A 19,181-nucleotide genomic window follows, 5' to 3' on the forward strand; every position below is an offset into this window, starting at 1 on the left:
CGGAAGCGACATTTAAAACAATTAAAACGGAATTTGTAAAAGGCCAACGTTTCAACTCAACGGCTGAGTTACAACGCGCTTTTTCGGCTTATGCCTATTGGTATAATCATAAACGATTACATTCTTCGTTAGGCTACTTGCCTCCCGTTGAATTTAAAAAACACTTACCCCTTAATTTTTTTGTTTGAAAATGTGTTGCCATTCCACCAAAAAACATTACCCTGATTTTTTCCTAAATGCTTTAATCGTATTCAAAAGCTCGGCTATAAATGGAATCATAAACGGGTATATCGGGTGTATTGTGAATTAAAGCTTAATGTTGGACTAATCCTCTAAAAACGCATAAGGTATTTCCTCTGAAATTACTTTATGCGATTTAATCGTATTATAGTAGTTAATAATGGATGCAAATAACACCGGAGATCGCCGTCCACTTCGATTTTTCCTTAGTGCCGACGCCGCCGGTACGTGCCGAGACAATGAACTGCTCCTCACGCCCACCAAACGAAGGTTCTGCGGCCTCACTTACCCAGACGTAGTCGAACCAATCATTATAATATTCTTCGATAGGGCCCCACTCCGCAAGAAAACCTTCTCCAATTCGACGTTGGTAATTAAAACCTGATGGTGATGACGCAAACTTATTATCTATGCCATTTATACAGGGAAAAAAATTGATAACACCACACTTCGCATTGGTTAACTCCCTTAGCTTTGCCATTCGGTAGCCGCTGCCGAGGAGGGCATTCCATCTACAATAATTTAACTGATTCTCATAAGTTCCTCGTCCGTCCGATTTACCGAACCACTTCTGCAATACAAATCCATATTTGACTACCTCATCATCGGTATTAATATCTCTACCCACTAACTCAATCCTTGCTGGTAATCTTAGTTGTCTAGACGGATTACTTAGCTCAACACGGGCGACAATTTGTCCCCGATCTTCATCAGGAAGCCACCATTTATTAGCTCTAACATTTGTCACTGTTACACGAATCCCCCCCTCTTCAACGGGTTTCCATTTCAATTCTTCTGGTCTTATGTCTGTTATGAGTAAATCAAAATATAAACCTTCCATACCTGTGGTCGGGAAATTGAGGTAGTAAAGATCAGGATCAATTGATTGTACTGAAAAGCCCTTATCAGGATTCCATATGTCAGCTGGGCCTGCATATGGCCAACTATTAATGTTTTTACCATAAAGTAGAGTCGGCCTTACATAATTGATAGCTGGCGACGGTTGTAGCATTATTACATCACTACGATTACTCGCTCGAGCTTTTTTACCATTTGCCTGTACATTCCATGACGATGACAACAATAACAGTGCTAATACTAGCAAAACTGTTTTAGATAATTTGGAAGATATAAATAAGTTTCGTGTAAAAACTCGTCGAATAAGATTATTTAATAAATTTAAGACATAAGTTTGCTGATATCTAAAATGATAATGTATCATGGTTTACCTGTTAAGTAACAATTTGTTTTATTTATATTTTTATAATTATTCGCTTGTTTAATAAGCTTGTTTCCCTATAGCAATAAAAGTATAACCATTTTAAAAATTGTTGGCTAGTTTTTTGGCGGAATTTTTTGTAAAGAAATGTAAATTTTAGAAAAACACTGAGGTGTTTATACTTTATAGTTAAAATAATCCTCTAAAAACTCATAAGGTTCCTTTCCCGAAATCGCTTAAGATTTTGTATTCTATCTTTTAAATCGATAAATATTTGCTGATTATGTCATATCTCAATTCAAAGTTTGTATCACTTTTTCCACGTTTGTCATTCGCTTGTGGATTAAGTGGTTTAGTAAATTTGTGATTGATTCGATGCTATTACACGTTTTAACATAACGTTCTGCTGGTTAAGGGAACAAAAAACTTCAACAAGGCATTCTTACACGCTATAAATGATTGAATAACTAACCATAAAGCATTTAACAAAATTAGTGACTGTTATTTTTTCTTTATAATATAAGCGTCATATCACTTATTTGTGATATGACGTTAATTTTGTTTTTATGTCTATTTTGTTACAGTAGTTTCTTAAATTAATGTAAACATCACGAGTAATTCCTGTAAATTATTTTAAGTTTAAATCTGTTTTTATATCTAATTTTTAATTAATGACTGTTTCGGTTAGTGATTAACTATTGAAAGCACTTTCACCATGGCTATTAATATCCAGACCTTCTCTTTCATGTTCTTCTGATACTCTTAAGCCAACAATGATATCTGCAATTTTATAAGCAATATAAGCAACCACTGTAGTCCAAACTACGCAGGTAATAACACTCATCAATTGTATTCCTACTTGAGTTGCCATTGTAATGCCTTCGGCATAACCAATACCTCCTAACGATTCTGATGTAAATATACCAGTTAATATACAACCCACAATTCCACATACGCCGTGTACACCAAATACATCACATGTATCATCAACTTTTAGAATTCTTTTGAGTGTTGATACTCCCCAGACACCAGCAAAACCACAAATAAGCCCTATTAACATAGCACCACCTACACCAACAAGACCTGCCGCTGGTGTTACACCAACTAATCCCGCTATCACTCCTGATGCCGAACCAAGGCAAGATGGTTTACCTCGTAAAAACCATTCTGCTAACGTCCATGCCAAAACCGCTGCTGCTGTTGCTGCAACAGTGTTAATAAAGGCTAAACCTGCGATTTCATCTGCATGCGTTGATGATCCTGCGTTAAAGCCAAACCAACCAATATAAAGAATAGCAGCTCCAAGGTAGACATAAGGTAAGTTAAATGGTTTTAGTGGTTCACGATTATAGCCTATACGATTTCTAATCAGATAAGCACCCACTAGTCCTGCAATCGCAGCATTAATATGTACTACCGTACCACCAGCGAAATCAAGTGCTCCTTCATCACCTAAAATTCCGCCTCCCCATACCATGTGCGCCATGGGAATATATGAAAATGTAAACCATAACACCATAAATATTAATACTGCTGAAAAACGAATTCGTTCAGCAAAAGCACCTGGAATTAAGCAACAAGTAATGCAAGCAAATGATCCTTGGAATGCGATCCAAATTAGCTCGTAAATCGATCCTGACACATCTGTAATACCTATCCCTGTTAATAGAAAATGGTTAAAGTTGCCATAAAACCAGTTCCCTTCACCAAAAGCAAGTGTATAACCGTAAACAATCCATAGCACCGCTATTAACGAAAAAGTTACTAGTACTTGTGTTAACATCGATAACACATTTTTAGAACGTAATAATCCACCATAAAACAAAGCAATCCCTGGCACCGACATAAAAAGTACTAGGGCGGTACAGATCATCATAAAGCCGTTATCCGCTTTATCAACTACAGCAGCTTCTTCGGCAAAAGCTGAACTTGAGAATAAAATAACTAAAAAGGGAATAATTTTTTTCAACATAATGATTTCCTTAACAATCAATTACAATGCCGAGTCATCGGTTTCACCAGTACGTATACGCACTACATGTTCAAGTGAAGTGACAAAAATCTTTCCATCACCAATTTTGCCCGTATATGCTGCTTTAGTAACTGTACTAATAACTTGGTCAAGTTCATCATCACGAATAGCTAAATCAATTTTAACTTTTGGTAGAAAATTGACATTATATTCTGCACCACGGTAAAGTTCGGCATGACCTTTTTGTCGTCCAAAACCTTTAACTTCGGTAACAGTTAATCCTGTAACACCTATATTGGATAAGGCTTCTCGAACTTCTTCTAATTTGAAAGGTTTTATAACTACAGTAACTAATTTCATCAATCGCTCCTAAAAATTATGAGTTACAGATTAAATTATGCAAAGAGTGTGCCAAAAAAATTAACTTGAATTGAATTTGCTACTGCAACTTAATTTATAAAAATATAGCTATCATAAAATTAAAGTTCGGTTGTTTTGATTGGAAGGTTAAAACAAAAGATAACAAATAGTTAATTAGATTTATTATTTAACAGCGCACTAATATGGTGCCAATGCATATTAGTGGTGCTTAGCTGTTATAAAAATTACTTGGATTTAGAATGTTACCATTAACTTGCGATATTCGTCATAAGCAAAGTGATCTGTCATGCCACTAATATAATCCTGCAATAAGCGACATCGATAATAGAATTCCATACACGCAAAACTTTCTGCTTTATTTGAATTTAGTTTGTTAACTGCTTGTTTATAAGCGACACAATGTTTTGAGGATAATTTATGATATAAGCGAGTTTCAATAGGATAATTTTTGTGATGTTTATCCTCAACCAATTTCAAAAAGTCGTTGGTAGGCATATCAAGCAATGGGCTATAAATATCGAGCAATCCACTAATAATTCGGTACCCTTGAAGTTCAATATTTTCAACCGATTCATGATTAAATATATGTTCAAGTCCAACTGTTTTAAAAATATTAAGTAATTTATATTCTGCGCCATGATCTTCAAGTAAGACATGATTAAATGAGCCATGATAAATTTCTTCAATATTTTCAATAAAACGTTCAGCAGCATGTGGTACCAATTTGCCAATAGTGTTGACACGTAGGTACATAAAAAATTGGTCAATGCCTATCGCATCAAATCCATTTTGATTTAGATTTTCATAAGGGCGATTGACAACAGTATCAAACAGATCACCTTTTTTAATCGGTCCCCATGCCTCAGCTAAGTAAGTATAAAGCTGTTTTACCGTTAGAATTTTCTTTTCAACCGCATCTTCTAGATCGGCAATGCAATATGAGATATCGTCGGCTGCTTCCATAATATAGGTAAATGGGTAACGATGAAATGGTTTGATATCAAGCTGTTTGGATAGCGCTTCAATAAATGGTTCTTCTGATAAATAATAACCTGCTTTTTTCATTAAATATGAAAATTCTGGCAGTACCGGCTTAGACCAATAAGCTGGTTTAGAATATTTCATAATTGAAGCAATCTGAGAGTAAGTTAAATTGAGCCGTAATATTGTATGCACTAAACGAATTGCTTGTGCATTACCTTCGAAACTTGATAAATCTTGGCGGATTTTGGTTTTAAGTTCTTTTATTTCTTCTTTATCACTAACATTTATTTCAAGAAGTCGATAATTTGTTGCTTTGCCAAGACCTAAACGTAGAGTAAACCATTTATTAATGGCGGCCTCACCAAAATGACCAAATGGAGGATTACCAATATCATGCATTAAACAAGCCATTTCAACTAGGCTTTCAATCGCCATTATACAATTATCAAGCCCATATTTTTTTAATTTTCCAGCATTGCCAAGGCGATTAACGATTTCTTTGACTATGTATCGCCCAACTTGTTGCACTTCCATAGAGTGAGTAAGTCTTGTTCTAACTACTGAGTTTCGTTCTAATGGAAAAACTTGCGTTTTTTGCTGTAGGCGACGAATAGCGGCTGAGTTTATGATGCGTCCACGATCACTTTCAAAACAGCGTACTATTGAGTACTCATCAGACAGAGCTTCACGCTGTTTGCTAGCATAACGCTGATAATTAATTTTTTGGTTAAAGTTGATCATGGTTTCATCCTTAATTTAATCACTCAAATTGTTTTAAGTTTTCAAATTGCTAATGTTTGTTTTGCCCATTCAATACTTTTTTGATAATCATTAGGTAATAACGGTATTAAATTCTCTAACGCTTTTAACAATTTGTTTGTTTGGTTATGGGTTAAATTTAAATGCCCTACTTTACGTCCAACCCTAACTTCTTTTTCATACCAATGAAGATGTACCAAATCAATTGATAACCAATTTAAATTTAATTCTGTGCCAATTAAGTTAACCATAACTGATGGCGTAAATACATCTGGCTTAGGCAAAGGAAGTCCCAATATAGCCCGAAGATGTAATTCAAATTGGCTAATTGAAGCTCCATTTTGCGTCCAATGACCACTATTATGTACCCGTGGAGCAAGTTCGTTGATCAGTAGTTCATTACCAACAATAAAGCATTCCATTGCCATTACGCCAATATAATTCAATTTATGCATAATAGCAGATAGCATTTGCTCCGCTTTTATTTGTAATGAATGAGATTCGTTAGGTTGTACAACACTTATTTTTAAGATGCCGTCTTGGTGGAAGTTATTGGTAAGGGGATAAAATACTGTTTCACCTTTTGCATTACGAGCGCCTATTAATGACATCTCTTTTTCGAAAGGGATAGCCTGTTCAACGATAGCTTGTTGATAGATATCATCAGGTACAGTTATTGGACCATTAATAGCAATTCGCCATTGACCTCGCCCATCATAACCGCCAGTTCGACGTTTAACAATTAATCGATCGCCAAGTTCAGTAAATAACGTTGACCAATCTTGAGGGTGATCAAGCGAAAACCATTTCGCTGTCGGTAAACCAAGTTCGTCAAGTAGCTGTTTTTGCGTTAAACGGTCGGCAATAATAGGAAAGACATCTCGATTAACAAAATGCGGATGCTTGGCTAAAATCTGTGTAAATGACGTATCGGACCATCGCTCAATTTCAGCTGTTATTACTGACTGTTGATATGGAATGGCGGTAGGATCTACATCTAATCCAACTGGATAAACTTTTATACCTATTGGTTCGCCTGCTTGCTTAAGCATTCGCCCTAATTGCCCGTTACCTAGTACACAAACAGATTGAAGTTTCATATTATGCATTCACTCTTGGATCAGGCTGATTTAGTACCTCATCAGTTTGAGTTAATCGCCATGTTGATAAACGTTGATATATTTCTTTATCATGTAGAGCTAGAATCTGTGCAGCAAGTAATGCCGCATTCGCTGCACCAGATTTACCTATTGCTAAAGTACCAACAGGAATACCTTTAGGCATTTGAACAATAGAATAGAGACTATCTACTCCACTTAATGCAGCACTTTGCACTGGAACACCTAATACAGGAATCAGCGTTTTAGCAGCTAACATACCTGGCAAATGAGCCGCACCGCCAGCACCAGCTATGATTACATCAAAGCCTTTTTGTTTAGCATCTTCAGCAAAACAAAATAATTTATCAGGGGTACGGTGAGCAGAAACGATTTCAACATGATAAGGAATTGTTAACGCATCAAGGATGTCGGCTGCGTGTTGCATAGTAGTCCAATCGCTTTTGGAACCCATTACAATGGCAATTCTAGGTTGAGTATGCATGGCAAATGTATGAATAATTAAAATAAGATGTATGTGAAGTATACACTAAAATTTAATTAATGGGGATAGTAAGGATTTTATCTGTTAGCAATTAAAACACATGTTCCCAGAAAAATGAAGATGATAAACAAAGTAATACCGCCGAATAGTATCGGCGGTGAAGAAAGAGTTAGCCTTTTACTGCTGCCACGATTTTAATTTCTATCAAATATTCTTTTTTCATTAACCCAGCTTGCACTGTACAACGTACTGGTGCACTACCTTTAGCTACCCATTCGTCCCATGCTTTATTCATAGCAGCAAAGTCACTTTTATTAACTAAAAATAATGTTACATCTAATATACGTGATTTATCACTGTTAGCTCGAGCCAATATTTTGTCAATTTCAGCTAATGCACTTTTGGTCTGTACATAAGCGTCATTTTCAAGATCAGCTGGAACACTTGTGTAATAAATAACGTTATTATGGATCACTGCTTCAGACCAGCGGTTATCTGGATCAATTCGTGTTATTGTCATCATATTTTCCTTGTTAGATGAGTTATTAAGATACTTTAATAAAATCAGCACGCAATTTTTTTATTTCATCACGCAGTACACCAGCTTTTTCAAATTCAAGATTCTTAGCCGCTTCGTACATCATTGCTTCAAGCTCTTTGACTCTTGCCTGTACTTCTTTAACTGAAACATACTGATAAGGTTTGCCTGGTTCAAATGCTTGTACTTTGGCTGTTGATTTTTTGGTACTTAAACCTGCCTCTAATACGTCTTTAATTTCTTTGCGTACTGATTTTGGTGTAATGCCGTGTGCTGTATTAAAGTCTTCCTGTTTTTTACGACGACGGGCAGTTTCATCAATCGTTTTTTGCATAGCAGGGGTTATTCTATCAGCATATAATATGGCTTTACCATTTACATTACGAGCTGCACGCCCTACGGTTTGAATTAGTGAACTTTCTGAACGTAAAAAACCTTCGCGATCAGCATCCAATATTGCTATTAGTGAGACTTCAGGTATATCTAAACCTTCTCGCAATAAGTTAATGCCCACAAGTACATCAACTTTACCTAAACGTAGGTCACGAATAATTTCCATACGTTCGACCGTATTGATGTCTGAATGCAAATATTTTACAGTTACATTATGTTCTGACAGATAATCAGTTAAGTTTTCTGCCATACGTTTAGTTAATGTGGTCACTAAAACACGCTCTTCGTTATTAATACGAATTTTGATTTCTGATAATAGATCATCAACCTGCGTCGTAACTGGTCGAACTTCGATAATAGGATCTAATAAACCTGTAGGTCTAACTACTTGTTCAATAATTTCATTACCTGATTTTTCAATTTCGTATTTAGCTGGTGTTGCTGACACATAAATCGTTTGTGGCATGATGTTTTCAAATTCAGCAAATTTTAGCGGTCGATTGTCTAGTGCTGATGGCAAACGAAAGCCATATTCAACCAGATTAAGTTTACGTGAACGGTCACCATTATACATTGCCCCTAATTGTGGAATAGCCACGTGAGATTCGTCAATAAACAGTAATCCATCAGGTGGCAAATAATCAAATAAGGTTGCTGGCGGATCGCCTGGATTACGCTGAGCTAAAAAGCGTGAATAGTTTTCAATCCCAGAGCAATACCCCAATTCGGTCATCATTTCGATATCAAATAATGTCCGCTGAGTTAAACGTTGCTCCTCTAATAGACGATTATTGTCTAACAATACTTTTTGACGCTCTTTAAGTTCCTGCTTTATTTGAGCAATAGCGTTTTCCATAATGTTTCTTGGTGTGACGTAGTGTGTTTTTGGATAAATTGTTATCCGCGATACTTCATTTATGCTATTACCTGTAAGCGGATCAAACATAACAATTCGATCGACTTCATCATCAAATAACTCAACGCGCACAGCAAGATCGTCTGAATCAGCTGGAAAAATATCTATAACATCTCCTCGAACACGAAATGTACCACGACTAAAACCTATTTCATTACGAGTGTATTGCAATTCAGCTAATCGAGTTAAGATTGAACGCTGATCGGTTATGGTGCCTTTTGTTAGGTGTAATATCATCGACATATAGGTTTCTGGTGCTCCTAAACCATAAATTGCCGACACCGAAGCAACAATTACAACATCACGTCGTTCTAGTAGTGATTTAGTGGCAGAAAGACGCATTTGTTCTATATGTTCATTGATTGATGCATCTTTTTCAATAAATGTATCGGTTGACGGTACATAAGATTCAGGTTGATAGTAATCATAATAAGATACAAAGTATTCAACCGCATTTTCAGGGAAAAAGGCTTTCATTTCGCCATATAGCTGAGCGGCTAATGTTTTATTTGGTGCTAAAATAATTGTAGGGCGATTATGTTTAGCAATAACATTTGCCATGGTAAATGTTTTACCTGATCCAGTTACGCCTAATAGTGTTTGATGCGCAATCCCATCATCAAGATTTTGATTAATCCTTTTTATTGCTTCTGGCTGATCACCAGCTGGCTTAAATTCGGAACATAATTTAAATTTTTTCATTACATCGCAACCTAATATTTTACCTATTAATAAAAATTATCCCCAAAAGGACTTGACCTTTTGAAATTTACTATTTTTTGTTCAACTAACATTTTCATTTATAAAAAAGACAACTAATTTATAACTTGATTTACGGTAACATGTTGATATGAAACAAAAAAATATTTCATGATTAAGTTACAATCAAATTAAGAAAAATCCTGATAGTTACTGAGGTTAGCGCTTTTTTCAATAAAATACTCACAGAGTTATCCACAGGCAACGGGGATAACTTTATAAATATAGTCTTTATAAACTTTTTTCAATTATCAAGATAAAATTTCAAAAAAAAATCCCTTTTATTTTAATGTTTATTCCTATCTTTAACACTGATTTTGATAGTTTTAACTAATCATTCGATTTATCTGTTCGATTTGATATTGATAGCTATGATCCAAGTTTTGGATGAAAGTCAATCGGTGAGTGATGCATTTTGGCGCATCTTCTGCGTGATGAGACACGAATAGCAACTGCGTGTACCCTTCACTAATTAAACGATCTATCCAACGTTTTACTAATTCTCGATTAAGATGATCGAGCCCTTGCAATGGTTCATCTAAAATAAGCAGTGTCGGATGTTTAACCAACGCTCTGGCAATCAATACTAATCTTTGCTGTCCCCAAGAAAGCGATTGAAAGGGTTTATCCGCCTGCGTTTGTAACCCTAGTAATTGTAGCCATTCATCAGCCAATTTAGCTTGTTTATCACTGGTAGCTTGGTAGACACCAATCGAATCAAAATAGCCTGACAATAACACAGTTTTAACGCTAGAACTAACTCGATAAGCCAAATGTAAGCTGCTACTAACATAACCAATATGGCGTTTAATATCCCAAATCGTTTCACCCGAACCTCGTTTACGACCAAATAAAGTGAGATCATTGCTATACCCTTGCGGATGATCGCCAGTTATTAAACTTAATAACGTTGATTTACCTGCGCCATTAGGTCCAACTATTTGCCAATTTTGTTTGGCTTTTACTCGCCAAGTTAATCCATTAATGATTGCTTTATCATCATAATATACATAACCATTATTTAATATGACTCGATCTAATTGATCCGCTAATTGAGTTGGTGGTTCGTCGGCTTCTGGTAATGGCATATTGGAAATATTTTCCAAATCAGCTAATTGCTTAACAGTTGTATCGTTTAAGATTGTATCTTTTGTATCAATTTTCAATAGTTGGCAATCGGCTAATATGCCAATATTTTCAATAAAAGTAGGAATTTCATTAAATCGATTTAAAACAAGGACAATTGTGATACCTTGCTTAGCAAGATCTGCTAGTATTTCGGCTAAGTTTTCACGTGATGTCACATCTAAGCCATCAAAAGGCTCATCTAATATCAGAAAATCAGGTTGCTGCATCAAAACTCGACAGATTAAGGCTTTGCGTGTTTCACCAGTTGAAAGGTATTTAAAGCGTTTCGTTAATAGGTGTTCAATTCCAAATTGTGTTGCTAATTTTTGGCAAAGTACTTGATTAAAATTATTTTCTTGTATAATTTGCTGAGTGGTTAATCCTGTATCGTTTTCACCTTCGCTTAGCATATCTGTATTATTGCGTTTCCATTCATCATCAATTAGTTTTTGTAGCTGTTCAAACGATATGTGTGCTATGGAGTTAAATTGATTAATTACTTTGCCTGATAATAATGTTTGCTCACCAGCCAATGCTTTAACTAGTATAGATTTACCGCTGCCATTACGCCCCACAAATGCAACATTACTTCCTTGATTTATTGTAAGTGATTCAATGGCAAAAACTAGGTAGTCACTAATTTTAAAATGTGCGTTTTCTATTTGTAGCATGATAACCTCATATTGCTAAACTAATGTCGCAACAATAATATTTTGTGGATTAATAAATAGTTTTGATTGTTTGCCTGTAGCTAAGGCCGACTTTTTTACTTCACTGGCTAATTTGTTAGCATAAAGCACTATGCCAGAAGATAGTGTAAAAGCAATTTCACTCCAATTGCCATCAGTAGTTATTTTTTCAACGGTAACCGACAAGCAGTTTTCGTTCTCGATTTCATTTTTTAATTCAATTAATGGAGCTTTAATTAACAGCAATACTGTTTTGTCCGTACTCAACTTTAGCCGTTCAATACTTGATTGAGTAATGTAAACTTTTAACTCAGTTTGATTATCACTAAGTAGCACTGTAATAAAACCAGCAACATCGTTTGTTTGAATCTGCTTAACCGTACCATATAATTGATTTCGTGCACTAGTTTGTAATGATAGTCTAGCTGTAGCTTTTAAAATATCATCTAAAGGTACTTTGTCATCATTTAGTATGTTAAAAGCATTTTGTTGTAGTTGAGTTAATAGATCATAGAGTTGGATAAATCTAACTGCATAAGCACTCAGTTTAGTGCCTCCTCCATTTTTACCACCAATTGCAGTAATTAAAAAAGGTTTAGGTGCTAATTTATTTATATCATTAATGGCATCCCAAGCGGTTTTATAACTAATACCAATTTGCTTGGCAGCCTGACTTAATGACCCCGTCTGTTCAATTGCTTTTAATAACGCAATACGCCTTGGATCAGTAAATAACTGCTGTTTTATATTTAACGTTAATAAAATTTCAGGAGAAAACATATTTAACACCATGAAGAACCGACTAATCAATTTGGAAGAGATAATAGTGGTTATTGTAGACCCTTTTTGGCATTCCTTCAAAACTTGGTAAAAATTTTGTTGATTGTCATATCGTATCAGCTTAAATGAATTTTAATTGTACTTTATATATAAATTCTGCTAGCATCGATATGTTATATATTATATAGCGGTTATTTAATAATATTCCAAATAACTTAATAAATAATAATCAATTAGATAAATAATATTAACAGTTAAAATTAACTCAATTTTATTGTGAGGAACAGAATGAAAAAAATTATTGGAATTATCTTAATGATGGTAATAACTTTTTCAGTTTCAGCTGCTGAAAAAATGACTATATTTGCCGCTGCCTCATTGACTAATGCTATGCAAGATATCGCTGCAGCTTATAAAACAGAACATAAAGATGCAAATATTGTATTCTCATTTGCTTCATCATCAGTATTAGCTAAACAGATTGAACAAGGTGCACCTGCGGATATATTTATGTCAGCTGATCAAAAGTGGATGACTTATCTTATTGAGCATAATTTAACTAAAAATAAACACGATTTATTAAAAAATACATTGGTGCTTATTGCTCCTCAAAATTCACATTTAGAGAATGTTTCAATTAATAAAAATACCAATTGGGAAATTATTTTACCTAAAGGTGAAAGAATAGCTATTGGTGATCCTGATCATGTACCAGCAGGAATGTATGCAAAAGAATCATTAACTAATTTAGGGGTATTTAATAAATTATCGCCACAATTTGCCCCAGCGAGCAATGTAAGAGACGCTTTGGTACTAGTTGAGCGTAATGAAGCTACGCTTGGTATTGTATATAGTACCGATGCAAAAATAAGCAATAAAGTAAAAATAATTGGATCCTTTCCTGAAGATACATTTAAGTCTATCGAATATCCCATCACTTTGTTAAATCCGAAAGCAACTGATTTTTATCAATATTTAAATTCACCACAAGCTAAAGTTATTTTTGAAAAATATGGATTTATAACAAAGTAATTTAATAAGTAAATAATTTTATAAAACTATGTTATTAACTGAATTTGAATGGCGAACCTTACTACTTAGTGTAAAGATAGCCGCCACAGCAATTGGTTTTAGTTTGCCAATAGGAATTTTAACCGCTTGGATATTGGCACGCTGTCAATTTTTTGGTAAATCGCTATTTGATAGCATCGTACATCTTCCTCTTGTTTTACCACCAGTTGTTTTAGGTTATTTGTTGTTAATAACCATGGGACGACGTAGCGTTATTGGCGAGTGGTTGAGTAGCCATTTAAATATTAGTTTTAGCTTTAATTGGCAAGGTGCAGCTTTAGCTTCGGCTGTAGTTGCATTTCCATTAATGGTGCGTTCAATTCGTTTAGCCATTGAATCAATTGATACACGCCTTGAAAACGTTGCTCGGACTCTTGGTGCCCATAAGTGGCGAGTTTTTATAACTATTACTTTACCATTAGCCTTTCCTGGTATTCTTATGGGAATTGTATTGGGTTTTGCCCGTTGCTTAGGGGAATTTGGTGCAACAATCACTTTTGTGTCAAATATTCAAGATGAAACTCGCACCTTACCATTAGCAATGTATACGTTGTTACAAATTCCCAATGGTGAACAAGGTGCATTGCGACTGTGTATTATTTCGATTGTGTTATCGCTAATCGCACTTTTTTTATCCGAATTGTTAAATCGATGGCATAAAAAGAAGTTAGCAGGATAATCAATATGTTAAAAATAGATGTTCGCAAACAACTTGCTTCGTTTTCGTTCCAATTCAATCATGAGATAGCCTGCCAAGGGGTTACTGCTATTTTAGGCGTTTCTGGCTCAGGAAAATCCACACTAGTAAACCTTGTTAATGGATTAATTAAACCTGATCAAGGCCAAATCCAGTTGAATGGCTTACCACTAGTTGATTGCGATAAACACCTTTTTGTTACTCCTGAAAATCGGCATATTGGTACCGTTTTTCAAGATGCATTACTTTTCCCTCATTATAAAGTTATTAAAAATCTGATTTATGGTGCTAAAAATTTCAAGCAATCAAGATTTGATGAAATAGTTAATGTACTTAATGTCCGACCATTATTAAATCGTTATCCTGCTATGTTATCTGGTGGAGAAAAACAGCGAGTAGCAATTGGTCGAGCACTATTAACCAACCCTTTACTACTATTAATGGACGAACCGCTTTCAGCTCTAGATATGCCAAGAAAAAAAGAATTGTTAACTTATATTAATAAATTAACTAATGAGCTAAATATACCCATTATTTATGTAACACATAATATTAATGAAGTTAATCAAATAGCCGATAATGTTGCAATTTTAGATCAAGGCAAGCTGATTGAGTTTGGTAAGACCGAACATGTTTTACAAAGTGACTATTTAAAAGAATGGTTATAAAGCTCTAAAGTATTACTATTTTCCGCTTGTTTAATATATGTCACGCCATCATGCCAAGCACCAAGCACCACACGAGTTGCAGTGTTGCCTTCAATTTGAAAATGATGTACAGCAGGTTTATGTGTATGACCGTGCACCATAATATCTGCATTATGTTTAACCATCATTTCAATAACTGCTTGCTGATTCACATCCATGATATTTTCAGATTTGAGTTGATTATGTTGACTACTTTTTTTTCGTAACTTTGCTGCAATTTTCAACCGAATAAAAAGAGGTAAAAATAAAAATAATTTTTGAAGCCATTTATTATGCATAACTTTTCGGAAAGTTTGATATTGATGGTCGTCAATACACAGTAAATCACCATGTAAAAAAATAATGTTTTTTCCTTGATTAGGAAGGCTATTAATCTCAGGCAGTAAGGTCATTTCGCATTGTTGTGCATACTTTTTTCCCAATAAAAAATCACGATTACCATGGACGAAATATTTTCTTATATTACGTTTTGATAAGGTTTGTAAAGCTTGCGCAATTTGATAATGTAAGTTTGTTTTTACATCATCCCCAACCCAGTAATCAAAAAGGTCGCCTAGAATGTAAAGCTCGCAGTTGTCGGGCAAAGTATCCAAAAAAGACAAAAAGCCTGCGGTTATATTAATATAACCTGAAGCAGGCTCATTATCTGCTAAATGAATATCAGCAATAAAATAACGAACAGGATTATTCAACCGTGACACTCGTAATAATAACATCTTCAACAGGAACATCAGAATGCATACCACTGCGCCCTGTTTTAACAGCTTTTATTTTATCAACCACATCAAGCCCATCAACAACTTGTGCAAAAACACAATAGCCATAACCATTAATGTCCGCAGAGCGAAAGTTGAGATAATCATTATCAACCACGTTGATAAAAAATTGCGCAGTTGCCGAATGAGGATCTGATGTACGTGCCATTGCTAAAGTACCACGTTCATTTTTTAGACCGTTATTTGCTTCGTTTTTAATTGGTGATTTTGTCTTTTTTTGGTTCATTCCAGGCTCAAAACCACCACCTTGAATCATGAAATTATTAATAACACGATGAAATATTGTGTTGTTATAAAAGCCTTCTTTGCAATATTCAACAAAATTTTTAACAGTTTCTGGCGCCTTATCATCAAAAGTTTTGATTTTAATATCACCTAAATTAGTGTGAAATATGATCATTGCATAATCCTTTTTTTAATATATATCTTTTGAATAAAATTTAGTAAATCTTGATTAATATAAATTATTTACCAAATTTTTCACATGCTTCTAGTGTATTGCTCATTAACATAGCAACAGTCATTGGACCAACACCACCAGGAACAGGTGTGATCCATCCCGCTCTTTTAACAGCAACATCAAACTCTACATCACCTGCAAGTTTACCATCTGGCAAACGATTGATACCAACATCAATGACGATTGCACCTGGCTTTATCCACTCACCCTTAACATAATTAGCAATGCCTACTCCCGCAACGACAATATCCGCATTGCTAACATGTTTTGCTAAATCAATAGTACGACTATGGGTAATGGTTGTTGTGCAACCTAATAATAATAACTCTAATGCCATTGGACGACCCACAATGCTTGATGCTCCTACAACGGTAGCATTTAAACCTGACAGATTTATGCCGGTGGATTCTAGCATTTTGACTACGCCATAAGGAGTACATGGTCGCAAGATTGGATCACGCTGTAGCAAGTGTCCAATATTATATGGGTGAAAACCATCAACATCTTTACTTGGATCAATACGTTCAAGAACCTTTGTTTTATCAATATTATCAGGTAAAGGCAGTTGTACTAAAATACCATGCACATCTAAACGTTGATTTAGTTCATCAATTAATGCTAATAATTCATCGGTGGTCGTCGAGGTAAAGTCATAAGCAAATGAAACAAAACCAACATCATCACAAGCCTTTTGCTTATTTTTAACATAGATTTTTGATGCAGGGTCTGAACCGACTTGAATTACAGCTAATCCTGGGACTGATAGTCCTTTTTCAATACGCATTTTGACTTTATTAGCAATTTCAGTTCGTATTTGTTGTGCTAATACTTTCCCATCAATTATATGTGCAGTCATAAGCTTCCGTTTAACTATCTTATTAGAGGTATCATTTTCGCAAAAGTTTTTATTAATGTCTATTTAGTTATGAATTGATTGATTAAGTTGATTCAATATTTGTTTGTATTGAGCATCAATATCTGTAATAACTGAACAAATATGAGCATCAAAAGCTTTTAATTTAGGTTTTTGAGCCTTCCATTCATTTTTAGAAATTTGTTTAATTGCTCCATAATTTTTAAAAAATTCGAAATGCAAAATACTTCCGCCCACAACATTATAAAAAATGCGTTGACCAATATCTTCTCCATCTTTTTTGATATTATTAAAATGTCGGTAAGAAAATCGCGTATTACCATTTTCAGTAATAATTGATGCATGTAACAACTTGACTAAACGTTTATATAATTTGTTTAACTCGCTTTTTAGCTCATTATCATCGCCCAATTGATTTTTTATTGCTTTTTCAAAAGTTTCTTTAACTTCAGTTAAAAGGCTTAATGATTGTTGTTCTAGTAGTGGTAACTGTTGACGTAAATCTTGCTGAAATTGAATCAGTTCTTTTTGTAATGATGGATTAAGTGATATCGTTTCTTTATTTAAAATGACATTACCATTTGGCATGATAATTAAATCATTTTTTTTATCAAAAATATGTACACTTTCTCTATTTATCGTAATGTCATAACTAGGCTTAATCCCACACTCTTTTTTAGCAGCAAATACGGTGATAGGTAACAACAAAGCAATCAATATCAATTTTTTTAACATATTCATATCCAGCTAGTTAATTCATGAATGATTATAACGTCTACTAAGAAATAAACATAATAAAATTAAATAAGTACTATAATTTTAAAAACAATACTCGCCAAACGGTTTAATTACTTTATATGATATCAAAATTAATTATAAGTAGTTTTATACTAAAACACATAGTTACCTGAAAGTTTTTGACAAACAATTTTTATCCTATTGAACAAAAATCGAATTCATCCTCCATAGTTTTTGCTTAAATTATACACCGCAAGTTAAATGGTAAAGAGTAGTAGGCTAGAGAACTAATACAGTAAGGATATTCATATGAATATGCGAGCCTTGACCATTAAAAAAGTGCAGACTAGCGCCCGATGGTACAGTTATATGATAGATAGTATTTCATGATAGTGTGTGAATTCTTTATACAACTAATGTTCTTAAAAGAGGTGAGTTTACTGAGTAATATGTAGGAACTACTTGTTGTGTTATTTATCGTAATTTGAGAAACAATGGTAATGGAAAACATAAAAAAATAGCGCCTTATCACCAGAAGGCAATATGGCGCTAAAATCATAAAAATAGCCGTCACTGATTCAGAGAGTTACGTTTCAGTTAATCTGAGTTTTATATAACTCGATATTATCATATATTGTAGAATCATTAACGTTTACACGCTATTTTACTATTGTCACCCTTTTCAGCTTCACGTGTAGAAACATAACCAGATAAGTTAACTGTAAAATAAATATTATACTTAGCGTAATCTATTTCTCTAGTCCAAAAAAGAACATTGTAAGTATTATCTTTAGGCCAATTTGATTTAGGATAGTTTTTATTCGATAGCCAGCCCCATTCCCCCATAACTGAACCGCCAATTGATCGCGTAAAACTATTGGGATAAATTTTCCAATTCTGATTTTCTGCAACATTAATAGCTGGAGAATTAGTATAATCTTTACGTAAAGGTATATTATCCATTCCTCCACATAAATTGATTGCATTAGATAAATTTATATTGTCGTTATTTTTAGGTTCTAACCACACAGAAGTTGGGTTAAATATATAATCATGAATGATTGAAGTATCTCTTTTTAACGTTGTCCTCACCGTAACATTTCCTGACGGCTTACTATTAAGTTCTACCACCCCATTTTGATCAACAGAAACACCTCCACCTGGGTTATTGAGTATTTGATAACGATAATCATCTTGTGCACCTATCATCACTAATTGAAATTTAGCTCCAGGAAAGCCAGTTGTTGGAAATTTTTTACCTGATTCTATTGGATTAGCTTTAAATCCCCAGTTATAAACATAATCAGCGCTATACCCTCCACCAGCGTTAGGATGTCGGCTTATATTCGTACCATTCCAAGCCCAAGGTCCTGAAATTGGGTCAGATGCCAGATTAGGATCATATGATCGCCATTGTAGATTAGGTGAAACAATCACATCATTCGGTTTTGCATAACAAATTTGCGATTTTGGTGCTATTTGGTAGGTCTTAGCTAGG

19 protein-coding genes are annotated in these 19,181 nt (G+C 34.4%); 4 read left to right on the forward strand and 15 right to left on the reverse strand.

All coding sequences use genetic code 11. The features are described 5' to 3' along the window. The coding region (locus B9N71_RS01090; protein ID WP_143421972.1) for an IS3 family transposase at positions 1-188 on the forward strand (188 nt) is incomplete at its 5' end. 206 nt (positions 189-394) lie between these two features. Here the strand turns inward: B9N71_RS01090 and B9N71_RS01095 are convergent. From B9N71_RS01095 to B9N71_RS12730, 10 genes are all read right to left on the reverse strand, one after another. Beyond that, complete coding sequence (locus B9N71_RS01095; RefSeq protein ID WP_085163817.1) at positions 395-1,462, reverse strand: hypothetical protein; 1,068 nt, start codon at positions 1,460-1,462, stop codon at positions 395-397. Between the two features lie 688 nt (positions 1,463-2,150). Beyond that, the gene (amtB, locus tag B9N71_RS01100) at positions 2,151-3,431 is read right to left on the reverse strand and encodes an ammonium transporter AmtB (RefSeq protein WP_085163818.1); all 1,281 of its coding nucleotides are present in this window, start codon (positions 3,429-3,431) and stop codon (positions 2,151-2,153) included. Positions 3,432-3,452: 21 nt separating this feature from the next. Beyond that, positions 3,453-3,791, reverse strand: coding sequence for a P-II family nitrogen regulator (glnK, locus tag B9N71_RS01105; protein WP_065560700.1), 339 nt, complete (start codon positions 3,789-3,791; stop codon positions 3,453-3,455). A gap of 255 nt (positions 3,792-4,046) precedes the next feature. Then, positions 4,047-5,537, reverse strand: coding sequence for a dGTPase (dgt, locus tag B9N71_RS01110; protein ID WP_085163819.1), 1,491 nt, complete (start codon positions 5,535-5,537; stop codon positions 4,047-4,049). 41 nt (positions 5,538-5,578) lie between these two features. Next, positions 5,579-6,655 carry a 5-(carboxyamino)imidazole ribonucleotide synthase gene (gene purK, locus B9N71_RS01115; RefSeq protein ID WP_065589360.1) on the reverse strand — a complete coding sequence of 359 codons (1,077 nt, stop codon included), beginning with the start codon at positions 6,653-6,655 and terminating at the stop codon, positions 5,579-5,581. 1 nt (position 6,656) lies between these two features. Then, the gene (purE, locus tag B9N71_RS01120) at positions 6,657-7,157 is read right to left on the reverse strand and encodes a 5-(carboxyamino)imidazole ribonucleotide mutase (RefSeq protein WP_085163820.1); all 501 of its coding nucleotides are present in this window, start codon (positions 7,155-7,157) and stop codon (positions 6,657-6,659) included. A gap of 169 nt (positions 7,158-7,326) precedes the next feature. After that, positions 7,327-7,677, reverse strand: a complete 351-nt coding sequence (locus tag B9N71_RS01125) for a RidA family protein (protein WP_034912106.1) — start codon at positions 7,675-7,677, stop codon at positions 7,327-7,329. 25 nt (positions 7,678-7,702) lie between these two features. Continuing rightward, the gene (gene uvrB / locus B9N71_RS01130; protein WP_085163821.1) at positions 7,703-9,706 is read right to left on the reverse strand and encodes an excinuclease ABC subunit UvrB; all 2,004 of its coding nucleotides are present in this window, start codon (positions 9,704-9,706) and stop codon (positions 7,703-7,705) included. Between the two features lie 383 nt (positions 9,707-10,089). Continuing rightward, a complete protein-coding gene (gene modF / locus B9N71_RS12725; protein ID WP_143421974.1) occupies positions 10,090-11,562 on the reverse strand; it encodes a molybdate ABC transporter ATP-binding protein ModF in 1,473 nt (490 codons plus the stop codon). Between the two features lie 15 nt (positions 11,563-11,577). Beyond that, positions 11,578-12,360 carry a TOBE domain-containing protein gene (locus tag B9N71_RS12730; protein WP_065589340.1) on the reverse strand — a complete coding sequence of 261 codons (783 nt, stop codon included), beginning with the start codon at positions 12,358-12,360 and terminating at the stop codon, positions 11,578-11,580. Positions 12,361-12,636: 276 nt separating this feature from the next. On the opposite strand from B9N71_RS12730, the gene modA reads away from it, so the two are divergent. From modA to modC, 3 genes are read left to right on the forward strand one after another with little or no spacing between them, the layout of a single operon-like run. Next, positions 12,637-13,392 (forward strand): molybdate ABC transporter substrate-binding protein, encoded by a 756-nt coding sequence (gene modA / locus B9N71_RS01140; protein ID WP_370738290.1) that lies wholly within the window; start codon positions 12,637-12,639, stop codon positions 13,390-13,392. A 28-nt stretch (positions 13,393-13,420) separates the two neighbouring features. After that, on the forward strand, positions 13,421-14,110 hold the full coding sequence (gene modB, locus B9N71_RS01145; RefSeq protein ID WP_085163823.1) for a molybdate ABC transporter permease subunit: 690 nt from the start codon (positions 13,421-13,423) through the stop codon (positions 14,108-14,110). A gap of 5 nt (positions 14,111-14,115) precedes the next feature. After that, positions 14,116-14,796 carry a molybdenum ABC transporter ATP-binding protein gene (gene modC / locus B9N71_RS01150; protein ID WP_085163824.1) on the forward strand — a complete coding sequence of 227 codons (681 nt, stop codon included), beginning with the start codon at positions 14,116-14,118 and terminating at the stop codon, positions 14,794-14,796. On the opposite strand, the gene B9N71_RS01155 is transcribed toward modC, so the two are convergent. From B9N71_RS01155 to B9N71_RS12925, 5 genes are all read right to left on the reverse strand, one after another. Further along, positions 14,775-15,527, reverse strand: a complete 753-nt coding sequence (locus B9N71_RS01155) for a UDP-2,3-diacylglucosamine diphosphatase (protein WP_208610400.1) — start codon at positions 15,525-15,527, stop codon at positions 14,775-14,777. The genes modC and B9N71_RS01155 overlap by 22 nt on opposite strands. Further along, positions 15,520-16,011 (reverse strand): peptidylprolyl isomerase B, encoded by a 492-nt coding sequence (ppiB, locus tag B9N71_RS01160; protein ID WP_065589345.1) that lies wholly within the window; start codon positions 16,009-16,011, stop codon positions 15,520-15,522. Before ppiB ends, B9N71_RS01155 begins: the two co-directional genes overlap by 8 nt. Positions 16,012-16,075: 64 nt before the next feature. After that, on the reverse strand, positions 16,076-16,927 hold the full coding sequence (gene folD / locus B9N71_RS01165; RefSeq protein ID WP_065560709.1) for a bifunctional methylenetetrahydrofolate dehydrogenase/methenyltetrahydrofolate cyclohydrolase FolD: 852 nt from the start codon (positions 16,925-16,927) through the stop codon (positions 16,076-16,078). A gap of 63 nt (positions 16,928-16,990) precedes the next feature. Next, entirely contained in the window at positions 16,991-17,680 is a 690-nt protein-coding gene (locus B9N71_RS01170; RefSeq protein ID WP_065589346.1) for a DUF2884 family protein, read from the reverse strand. Between the two features lie 648 nt (positions 17,681-18,328). Next, the coding region (locus B9N71_RS12925; RefSeq protein WP_167370032.1) for a hypothetical protein at positions 18,329-19,181 on the reverse strand (853 nt) is incomplete at its 5' end.

Source organism: Gilliamella bombi (genome assembly GCF_900103255.1).
Lineage (GTDB): Bacteria > Pseudomonadota > Gammaproteobacteria > Enterobacterales > Orbaceae > Gilliamella > Gilliamella bombi.